The 8,819-nt window shown below is 67.5% G+C and carries 11 protein-coding genes and 1 pseudogene; all 12 read right to left on the reverse strand.

Going from position 1 to position 8,819, the window contains the following annotated elements; genetic code table 11:
- Position 1 precedes the first annotated feature (1 nt).
- Positions 2 to 1,264, reverse strand: coding sequence for a bifunctional phosphopantothenoylcysteine decarboxylase/phosphopantothenate--cysteine ligase CoaBC (gene coaBC / locus ACO48X_RS02900; RefSeq protein ID WP_485000368.1), 1,263 nt, complete (start codon positions 1,262 to 1,264; stop codon positions 2 to 4).
- Positions 1,243 to 1,512 (reverse strand): DNA-directed RNA polymerase subunit omega, encoded by a 270-nt coding sequence (gene rpoZ, locus ACO48X_RS02905; RefSeq protein ID WP_485000370.1) that lies wholly within the window; start codon positions 1,510 to 1,512, stop codon positions 1,243 to 1,245. The genes coaBC and rpoZ overlap by 22 nt, the downstream gene beginning before the upstream one ends.
- 34 nt (positions 1,513 to 1,546) lie before the next feature.
- Positions 1,547 to 2,113: a guanylate kinase gene (gene gmk, locus ACO48X_RS02910; protein WP_485000398.1), complete on the reverse strand. Its 567-nt coding sequence runs from the start codon at positions 2,111 to 2,113 to the stop codon at positions 1,547 to 1,549.
- A gap of 1 nt (position 2,114) precedes the next feature.
- Complete coding sequence (gene pyrF / locus ACO48X_RS02915; RefSeq protein ID WP_485000372.1) at positions 2,115 to 2,954, reverse strand: orotidine-5'-phosphate decarboxylase; 840 nt, start codon at positions 2,952 to 2,954, stop codon at positions 2,115 to 2,117.
- 113 nt (positions 2,955 to 3,067) lie between these two features.
- A complete protein-coding gene (locus tag ACO48X_RS02920) occupies positions 3,068 to 4,408 on the reverse strand; it encodes a dihydroorotase (RefSeq protein WP_485000374.1) in 1,341 nt (446 codons plus the stop codon).
- Positions 4,405 to 5,379 (reverse strand): annotated as a pseudogene (locus ACO48X_RS02925) (aspartate carbamoyltransferase catalytic subunit). Before ACO48X_RS02925 ends, ACO48X_RS02920 begins: the two are co-directional and overlap by 4 nt.
- 1 nt (position 5,380) lies before the next feature.
- Positions 5,381 to 5,926, reverse strand: coding sequence for a bifunctional pyr operon transcriptional regulator/uracil phosphoribosyltransferase PyrR (pyrR, locus tag ACO48X_RS02930; protein WP_485000376.1), 546 nt, complete (start codon positions 5,924 to 5,926; stop codon positions 5,381 to 5,383).
- 117 nt (positions 5,927 to 6,043) lie between these two features.
- Positions 6,044 to 6,559 (reverse strand): transcription antitermination protein NusB, encoded by a 516-nt coding sequence (locus ACO48X_RS02935; RefSeq protein WP_485000378.1) that lies wholly within the window; start codon positions 6,557 to 6,559, stop codon positions 6,044 to 6,046.
- Complete coding sequence (gene efp / locus ACO48X_RS02940) at positions 6,559 to 7,122, reverse strand: elongation factor P (RefSeq protein WP_484990664.1); 564 nt, start codon at positions 7,120 to 7,122, stop codon at positions 6,559 to 6,561. Before efp ends, ACO48X_RS02935 begins: the two co-directional genes overlap by 1 nt.
- A 216-nt stretch (positions 7,123 to 7,338) precedes the next feature.
- Positions 7,339 to 7,893 (reverse strand): shikimate kinase, encoded by a 555-nt coding sequence (locus ACO48X_RS02945; protein WP_485000380.1) that lies wholly within the window; start codon positions 7,891 to 7,893, stop codon positions 7,339 to 7,341.
- On the reverse strand, positions 7,890 to 8,414 hold the full coding sequence (locus tag ACO48X_RS02950) for a shikimate kinase (protein WP_485000382.1): 525 nt from the start codon (positions 8,412 to 8,414) through the stop codon (positions 7,890 to 7,892). Before ACO48X_RS02950 ends, ACO48X_RS02945 begins: the two co-directional genes overlap by 4 nt.
- Positions 8,411 to 8,819 (reverse strand): chorismate synthase (locus tag ACO48X_RS02955; RefSeq protein ID WP_485000384.1); only part of this gene is annotated, 409 nt, incomplete at its 5' end. The genes ACO48X_RS02955 and ACO48X_RS02950, both read right to left, overlap by 4 nt.

Below are 8,819 nucleotides of genomic sequence, written 5' to 3' on the forward strand. Positions count from 1 at the left end.
CTTAGGATCGCAGCCGCACGACGGCGTCGACGATGACGCGCGCGAGCTCTTCTTTGTTTCCTTCAGCCTTTGCGACGACGTCGCCTTTCGAGTCGAGCACGAGGATCCGGGAATCGACGTCGCCGAAGCCGACGCGCTCCCCCACGCCGTTGACGACGGTCAGATCGGCGCCCTTTCTCAACGCCTTCTCGCGTCCGTAGTCCTCGACTGTGCCGTGCTCGTCGCCGGTTTCGGCGGCGAATCCGACGATCGTCTGGCCCGGTCTGCGCGCGGCCGCCAGGCCGGCGAGGACGTCCGGGTTCTCGACGAGTTCGATCGGGAGGAAAGGCTCCCCCGTCTTCTTCTGTTTTGTGGGGCTGACCTTCGCGGGGCGAAAATCGGCCACGGCCGCGGCCATGACGAGCACGTCGGCTTCGAGTGCGGCGGCCTCCATGGCGTCGCGCAGCTCGAGGGCGCTCGGGGCGTGGCGGATATCCGCGTCGCCCGCCTCGCGGAGGACGTCGGATGCGACATTGGACTCGACGAGAATCGCCTTCGCGCCGCGTTCGGCTGCGATCCGTGCGATCGCGGTTCCGAAACGCCCGGTGGAGCGGTTGCCGAGGTAGCGGACCGGATCGATGGGCTCGCGCGTGCCGCCCGCGCTCACGGCGAAGGTCAGGCCCAGCAGATCGCGCGGCCCGCCCGATTCGCGCATGGCCGAAAGCACGGCGGCGACGACGTCGCCCGGCTCGCTCAGGCGCCCGACGCCCGAATCCGCGCCCGTCAGGCGCCCGGAGGCCGGGCCGATGAAGCGCACGCCGCGCTCGCGCAAAACGGCGACGTTTTCCTGCGTGGCGGGGTTGAACCACATCTCTGTGTGCATCGCCGGTGCGACGAAGACCGGGCACGTCGCGGCCAGCACGGCGTTCGTCAGCATGTTGTCGGCGATTCCCGCGCGAATTTTCGCGAGAGTGTTGGCCGTGGCCGGAACGACCACGATCGCATCGGCCTCCCGTGCCAGCCTCACGTGGGCGACGTCGTCCGCGTCCTCGCAGACGTCGGAGTAGACCCTGCGCCCGGACAGCGCCTCCCACGTGACGGCGCCGACAAGGCCGAGGGCGGCGCGGGTGGCGACGACGGTGACGCGATGCCCCGCCTCCTTGAACAGACGAACGGCGGCGCACGCTTTGTACGCCGCAATGCCGCCGGAGACGCCGACGACGATAGAAAGAGGGCCTTCCTTTCGGAAGGCCCCTCGAGCGGTCAGTCTTTTTCCGTCGTCCACTCGACCTTGTCCTCCCGGATTTCCTCCAGGGCTATGGACAGGGGCTTGTCCTCCGGACTCGCCTCGACCAGAGGGCCGAAGGTGGAGATGTTGCCGTCGCCCCGCGTCATCTCCTGACGGTAGGAGTTGATCTGGCGGGCGCGCTGGGCGGCGTAAACCGACAGGGCGTACTTCGAGTCCACCTTCTCGAGCAGTTCGTCGATCGGCGGATTGGTGATGCCCTCGGGCTCAGGAACTGTTCCGAACATTTTTCCCTCTTAACTAGACGTCCAGAGGCTTATTTTAGCGTGTGACTCCGAAAATGCGGAGTAGCTCTTCCGTGGCACGCGACACGGAATCGTTGACGACGACGACGTCGAATTCCTCCGCGGCCGCCATTTCTTCGCGGGCCGTCTCCAGGCGACGCGCGATTTCCTCGGGGCCTTCGGTTCCCCTGCCCCGCAGCCGGCGCTCGAGCTCTTCCCATGCGGGCGGGGCGATGAATATCTGCGCGGCCTCGGGCATCGACCGCCGCACTTGGCGCGCACCCGCGAGGTCGAGTTCGAGCACAGGAATGCGGCCGCGGGCTGCGGCCTCGTCCACGGGCCCGCGCGGGGTGCCATACCGGTTGACTCCGTGGACCAGGGCCCATTCGAGCATCTGCCCGGTTTCCACGAGCTCGTCGAATCGTTCGTCGCTGACGAAGAAATAGTCGACGCCTTCCCGCTCACCCGGCCTGGGGTCCCTCGTGGTGGCCGAAACGGACAGCCAACATTCGGGCGCCCGCGCCAGAGCCTCTTTGAGCAGCGTCCCCTTGCCCACACCCGAAGGCCCGACGACGACGAAAGCGCGGTTGTCCATGCGCTCCATGCTACCTGGATTCTGGCTGTCCAAGGGCGGATTCGACCGCGGCGAGAGTGCGGGCGAAGCCTTCGCGCAGCCCTGCCGCTGTGGGGCCGCCGGCCAGGATCGATCGGGAGGCCGAGGCCAAGACCCGCGCGATTCCCGAGCCGAAAACCTGCCGGAGCTCGTCGGCGCCCGCGCCCTGCGCCCCTATTCCGGGGGCGAGGAAAACGCCTGGGAACGACGGAAGGTCGATGCCGAGCCGGCGGGCGCCGTCCCCGATGGTCGCGCCGACGACGAGGCCGAAGGACCCCGGGGCGATGTCCTCGTTCCACGCGGCGACCGCCTCGACCACCCTGCCCGCGACGGAGGGCGAGCCCGCGTGTTGGATCTGGGCGCCCTCGGGGTTGGATGTGAGGGCGAGGACGAACAGGCCGCCGCCCAGCTCGGCCGCGCGGCGCGCCGTGGCCTCGAGAGATCCGGGGCCGAGATACGGGGAGACGGTGAATGCGTCGGCCTTGAGCGGGCCGCTGAGGTAGGCGTCGGCGTATCCGTCCATCGTCGAGCCGATGTCTCCGCGCTTGACGTCGGCGATGACGGGAACCTCGGCGTCGCGGCAGGCGCGCAGCGTCTCTTCCAGCGCGGCGACCCCCGCCGCGCCGTGCCGCTCGTAAAAGGCCGACTGCGGCTTGAATGCCGCGGCGCGGTCGTGCAGCGCGTCGATGGTGCGCAGTGAGAACTCACGCACGCCGGCCGGGCTGTCCTCGAGCCCCCACTGCCGCAGCAGGCCCGCGTGCGGATCAATTCCCGCGCACACCGGCCCTCGGGCCGCCATGGATTGGCGCAGGCGCTGACCGAACGTCGTCATTTTTCCTCCACGGGACGTAACTTTGTGAGACGCATCTCCATGAGGCGTGCGGATGCGATCGGGCGACCGCATCCGCACGTTGAGAGTCTCAGACTTGCAGCGTTTTCAGACCGTCAGCGGCCGACGCGATGGAGCTTCGCACGATCGGCCATGACGTCCTCGTGGGAGCGGTGCCCGCCCTCCCACACGGTCGGCACGCCCCGGTGGACGGTGTACATCACCCGTCCCGGAAGGGTGCGGCCCTCCCACGGGGTGTTGTGCGACTTCGAGCGGCTGGCGCGCCCGGAAATCTCCCGTCTCGCATCGGGATCGACGAAACAGAGGTTCGCCGGCTCCCCGGCGGCCACCGGGCGGCCCTGGTCGGGGCTGGCGCATATGCGCGCGGGCTCGTAGCTCATGAGCCTGGCCACGTCCTCCCAGTCGATAAGCCCGGCGGTCACAAGCGACTCCTGGACAACCGAAAGCGCCGTCTCCAGGCCGATCATTCCGTTGGCCGCAACCGCCCACTCGCAGTCTTTCTCCTCGATGGGATGCGGCGCGTGGTCGGTTCCGATCACGTCGATCGTCCCATCGACGACGCCGCGGCGCAGCGCCTCAACGTCCTCGCGGGGGCGAAGCGGCGGATTGACCTTGAACATCGGATCGTAGGAGCGGACTTCCGTGTGGTCGAGGCTCAGGTGGTGAGGCGTGGCCTCGGCCGTCACGGCGATGCCCTGGGCCTTTGCCCAGCGGACGAGATCGACCGATCCGGCCGTGGAAACGTGGAGAATGTGGACCTTCGAGCCGACGTGCTTGGCCAGAAGCACGTCGCGGGCGATGATCGACTCCTCGGCGACCGCCGGCCAGCCGGCCAGCCCGAGCTCGGCCGAGACGTCGCCCTCGTGCATCTGCGCCCTTTCCGTCAACCGCGGATCCTGGGCGTGTTGGGCGACGACTCCGTCGAAGGCCTTCGCATATTCGAGCGCCCTGCGCATGAGCACGGGGTCGGAAACGCATTTTCCGTCGTCGGAGAAGTAGCGGACCTGGGCGTCCGAAGCGGCCATGGCCCCGAGCTCGGCCAGGTGCTTGCCCTCCAGCCCGGAGGAAACGGCGCCCACGGGGCGCACGTCCACGTACCCGGCGATCTCTCCAAGGCGCATGACCTGTTCGACGACGCCGGCCGAATCCTGGACGGGCGTCGTGTTGGCCATGGCGTTGACGCAGGTGTAGCCGCCCGCGGCCGCGGCCTGCGAACCGGTCAGGACGGTCTCGGAATCCTCCAGGCCGGGTTCGCGCAGATGCGTGTGCGAATCCACGAGCCCGGGCAAAACGACGAGGCCCGAGGCGTCCACGACCGTCGCGTTCGCCGAGGAAATCTCGTCGCCCGACACCGCGGCGATCATGCCGTCGAGCACGTGGACGTCCACGACGTCTTTGCCCAACAGCCTCGCGCGCTTGAAAATGTACTCGCTCATGCCGAAATCTCCTCGCCGTGCGCCAGAAGAAGGTAGAGGGCGGCCATGCGCACGGACACTCCGTTGGCCACCTGTTCGAGAACCACCGAGTGGGCGGAGTCGGCCGCGTCGGCCGAAATCTCCAGGCCGCGGTTCATCGGGCCCGGATGCATGAGCACGGCGTCGTCGCCGAGCACCGAGAGGCGCTCCGCGTTCAGGCCGTACTGGCGCGAGTATTCCTCAGGCGAGGGAAAGAAGCCGCCGCCGGCACCGCTCATGCGCTCGCGTTGGACCCGCAGCATCATGACGGCCTCGGGCTTGGAGGCGAGGACGTCGTCGAGCGTGTAGGACACCTCGCACGGCCAATCCTCCATGCCGACGGGCAGCAGGGTGGGCGGGGCGACCAGAGTCACCTTCGCCCCGAGGAGCGAAAGGAGATCGACGTTCGAGCGGGCGACGCGCGAGTGGAGGATGTCTCCGACGACCACGACGTGCGCGCCGGCCAGGTCGGAGCCTTCCGGGGCCGCCTTGTCCTGCCCGGTGTGCAGGTGGCGGCGCAGCGTGAAGGAATCGAGCAGGGCCTGGGTAGGATGTTGATGGGTGCCGTCGCCGCCGTTGAGGATCGGAACGTCGATCCACCCGCAGTGGGCCAGCCTGTGCGGGGCGCCCGAGGCGCTGTGTCGCACGATGAGGGCCTCGGCCCCCATCGCGACGATCGTCTGCGCCGTGTCCTTGAGCGACTCGCCCTTCGACAGCGAGGACCCCTTCGCTGAGAAGGAGATGACGTCGGCCGACAGCCGCTTGGCGGCGGCCTCGAAGGACAGCCGAGAGCGCGTCGAGACCTAGAAGAACGTAGTCGAGACGATGAGCCCGCGCAGAACCGGGAGCTTTTTGATTGTGCGCGACTGGGTCGCGGCCATCGTCTCAGCCGTGTCCAGAATCTGGATGGCCTCGGCGTGGGTCATGTCGTCTGTTCCCAAAAGATGGCGCATGTCAGGCCTCCTCGATCGCTACGAAATCGGCTTCATCGACAGGGGCGAGGTTCACCCGCACCTTTTCGGTGCGCGACGTCGGCAGGTTCTTTCCGACGTAGTCCGCGCGAATCGGCAGCTCGCGATGCCCGCGGTCCACCAGGACCGCCAGCTGAACCGCGGCGGGCCGCCCGATGTCGGCGATGGCCTCCAAAGCGGAGCGAATCGGCCGGCCTGAGTAAAAAACGTCATCGACCAGCACAACCGTTGCGGCGTCGATTCCGCCGTCGGGAATGCTGGTCGGATGGGGAACGCGAATGGGATTGCTTCGAAGGTCATCGCGGTACATCGTGATGTCGAGCGAGCCGGCGGGGACCTCCACGCCTCCCGCTTCGCGAAGAGCGTCGCGAAGCCGCCGCGCCAGCGGGACCCCGCGAGTCGGAATTCCGAGAAGGATGAGGTTCTCGGCTCCTTTGTTGCGCTCTAGAATTTCGTGAGCGATGCGCTTGAGCGACCGCTCGATGTCATCGGCGTCAAGCACCACGCGGGCGCGCGCCTTGTCTGCCATAAAGGCCTCCTTCCCCGCCTCGCAGGACGGGCTTAAAGAATCGGAACCAAGGCGGGTTCCATCGATTACGGTAGCCCTCGGCGGCTCGGAGCGCAACAAGGCTCGCGCGTCTGCGGGTCAGATCGATTCTCGGCCGCCCGCCTCCTCGCTTTCGGAAAGCCCGCGGCCGCCGGAAAGTTCGCGCGCGCGAATGTCCGCAACGCGGTTGAGGACTCCCATGACGAAGCCCACCGAGCGCTCCGTCGAATATTCTCGGGCCAAGCCCGCCCATTCGGGGATGACGTGGAAGCGATCGGTGCCCACGTACACGAGCTCTGCCGCTGCCGCGCGAAGAATGGAGCGGTCGACGGCGTTCATGCGGCTCATCGCCCAGTCTTCGCTCGCCGCTTCGACGATTGTGTCGATGTCGTCGGCGTTCTCAGCGTACGCTTCGACGATGCTCGCTCCGAAGTCGCCGATGGGCGACTGCGAGGTGGACACAACCTTGCGCTCGTCAAGCAGGGCGAGCAGGTCGCCCTGGCCGAGCAGACCGCGCTCGTCGGCCTCGAAAACGACGTCGAGAGCGCGGTTGCGCTGCTTGGTCCGCGCGGTGAAGCCGTCTTTGCGCCGTCGGCGCTTGGATTGTTCGTCCATCAGTCCGTCACTCGGCCGAGGTATTCGCCCGTGCGAGTGTCGATCTTGACTTTGTCGCCCTGGTTGAGGAAAAGGGGCACTTGGACTTCGTAGCCGGTTTGAACCGTGGCCGGCTTGGTTCCGGCGTTGGACCGGTCGCCCTGAAGGCCGGGCTCGGTGTAGGTCACTTCGAGGACCACCGACGCCGGAAGCTCGACGAAAAGGACCTGCCCCTCGTGCGAGGCGACGATGGCCTGCTGCTCCTCGAGGAGGAAATTGGCGGCGTCCCCGACGATCTCCGGCGAGACCGGAATCTGCTCGTAGGTTTCCAGGTCCATGAATACAAAATCCGTGCCGTCGTTGTACAGGTACTGCATGTCCCTGCGGTCGACGGTGGCCGTCTCGACCTTGACTCCGGCGTTGAACGTCTTGTCAACCGTCTTGCCGGACAGGACGTTCTTGATCTTGGTGCGCACGAAAGCAGGGCCTTTGCCCGGCTTGACGTGCTGGAACTCGACGACGCTCCACAGCTGGCCGTCGATGTTCAGAACCATTCCGTTCTTCAGGTCGTTGGTGCTTGCCACAAGGGCTCCTTGTCTGTTGTCTTTCGCGCCTTTTGCGCGCCGTCCCTAGAATACAGGTTCGCTCGCGTCGGCGAGCAAACGGTCCGTATGATACCGGGCACCCCTTCATGACGCGAAGCGGAGTGCGATGCCGGGCGCACCCTCACGACGTGAGGCGGAGTGCGATGCCGGGCGCCCCTTCATGACGTGAAGCGGAGTGCGGTGCCGGGCGCACCCTTACGACGTGGAACAGAGGAGGCGGGCAACCCGCTCGGCCGCCTCTGCAACGTCCATTCCCGAGGTGTCGAGCGTCGCCTCGGCGGCCGCCGCATAAAGCGGCTCCCGGCGCGAAAGGTGCCGGTAGAAGATTTTTCGGGGGGATTCGACGGCGGCCAGGCGCGGTCCGCCGATGCCCGTTCGCTTTACGAGGGTCGCGAGGTTTCCCGTCAGATGGACGACGACGGCGCCCTCCCCGGCCAACTCTGCGATTCGCCGCCTGACGGGGGCAAAATCCTCGTCGTCCTCGCCGTCTCCAAGCGATCCCGAGCTCAGCGCGAGGATCCTGTCGTCCGCGGCGTCGATCGAATCGAGGATCGCGCCCACCACTTCTCGCTCGACGGCTCTGAGGGCCTGCGCGCCCTTTGTCGTGACGATCCGCTCGGGGCTCTCCCCAGCCACGGCTTCCACGGCGTCGTCCACAATGAGGCAACTGCGGCCGCTCGCGGCAGAGATCCGCTCCGCGCACTCGGCCACGAGCGCGCCCGGAGGCCCGAGGAGGATCGCGAGGCTCACGGACGCGGCTCCGAGTCCGCGCTCAGAAGGCGAAGCACCTCGGCCACGACCCGTTGGACGGGGCCGTCGTCCGACGTCACGGTGTGGCGGGCAGCTTCCCTGTACCATGCGTCGCGCTCCGAGCGCAGCGCCGCCATTCTTGCGGCGGGGTCGCCGGCCAGCAGGGGACGGACCACGGAGGACTGCTTTGCGCGCCTGACGAGTTCGGCGTCGTCGACGTCGATGAGGACGACGGGGTGGCCTCTGAGCGCCTTCCGCGTCGATTCGGCGAGAATCGCGCCTCCGCCGAGGGAGAGGACCCCGTCGAAGGCGAGAAGGGCGCGGGCGACGACCTCGGCTTCGATCTCCCGAAACCGCGTTTCGCCGTCGTCGGAGAAAATGCTGGCGATGCTGCGCCCCTCGGCCTGGACGATGAGATCGTCGGAGTCTCGGAAGTCGCAGCCGAGCGCCTCGGCGACGAGCCTGCCGACCTTGGATTTGCCCGCTCCGGGCATGCCGACGAACACAGCTTTCGCGCTCATGCGCGGGCCTCCGGTATGGAGGCGAGGTAGGCGGCGAGGGACTCGCGCATCTGGTCCGCGGAGTCGCCTCCCGTCTTCTCGATCAGGGCTTCCGCGACGACGAGCGAGGCCATGGCCTCGGCGACGACAGCCCCCGGAACGACCGCCGTGACGTCGGAGCGCTGATGGAGCGCGGTCGCGGGCTCTCCCGTGGCCGTGTCGATCGTGCGAAGCGCTCTTGGAACGGTCGAAATGGGCTTGAAAGCCAGACGGATGCGGATGGCCTCGCCGTTGGACATTCCCCCTTCGATTCCTCCCGCCCGATTGGTCAGCCGCCTGAGGGCGCCCTCGCGGACGATCTCGTCGTGGGCGACGCTCCCTCGGCGTCCGGCGCCGGTGAAGCCGTCGCCGATCTCCACGCCTTTG

It is taken from the genome of Peptidiphaga sp., from assembly GCF_057238965.1.

Excerpts from the sequence above, each read along its gene's own strand:
- rpoZ (WP_485000370.1), bottom strand. The coding sequence starts at position 1,512 with ATGTTCGGAACAGTTCCTGAGCCCGAGGGCATCACCAATCCGCCGATC.
- gmk (WP_485000398.1), bottom strand. The coding sequence starts at position 2,113 with ATGGAGCGCATGGACAACCGCGCTTTCGTCGTCGTCGGGCCTTCGGGT.
- pyrF (WP_485000372.1), bottom strand. The coding sequence starts at position 2,954 with ATGACGACGTTCGGTCAGCGCCTGCGCCAATCCATGGCGGCCCGAGGG.
- ACO48X_RS02920 (WP_485000374.1), bottom strand. The coding sequence starts at position 4,408 with ATGAGCGAGTACATTTTCAAGCGCGCGAGGCTGTTGGGCAAAGACGTC.
- pyrR (WP_485000376.1), bottom strand. The coding sequence starts at position 5,926 with ATGGCAGACAAGGCGCGCGCCCGCGTGGTGCTTGACGCCGATGACATC.
- ACO48X_RS02935 (WP_485000378.1), bottom strand. The coding sequence starts at position 6,559 with ATGGACGAACAATCCAAGCGCCGACGGCGCAAAGACGGCTTCACCGCG.
- ACO48X_RS02950 (WP_485000382.1), bottom strand. The coding sequence starts at position 8,414 with ATGAGCGCGAAAGCTGTGTTCGTCGGCATGCCCGGAGCGGGCAAATCC.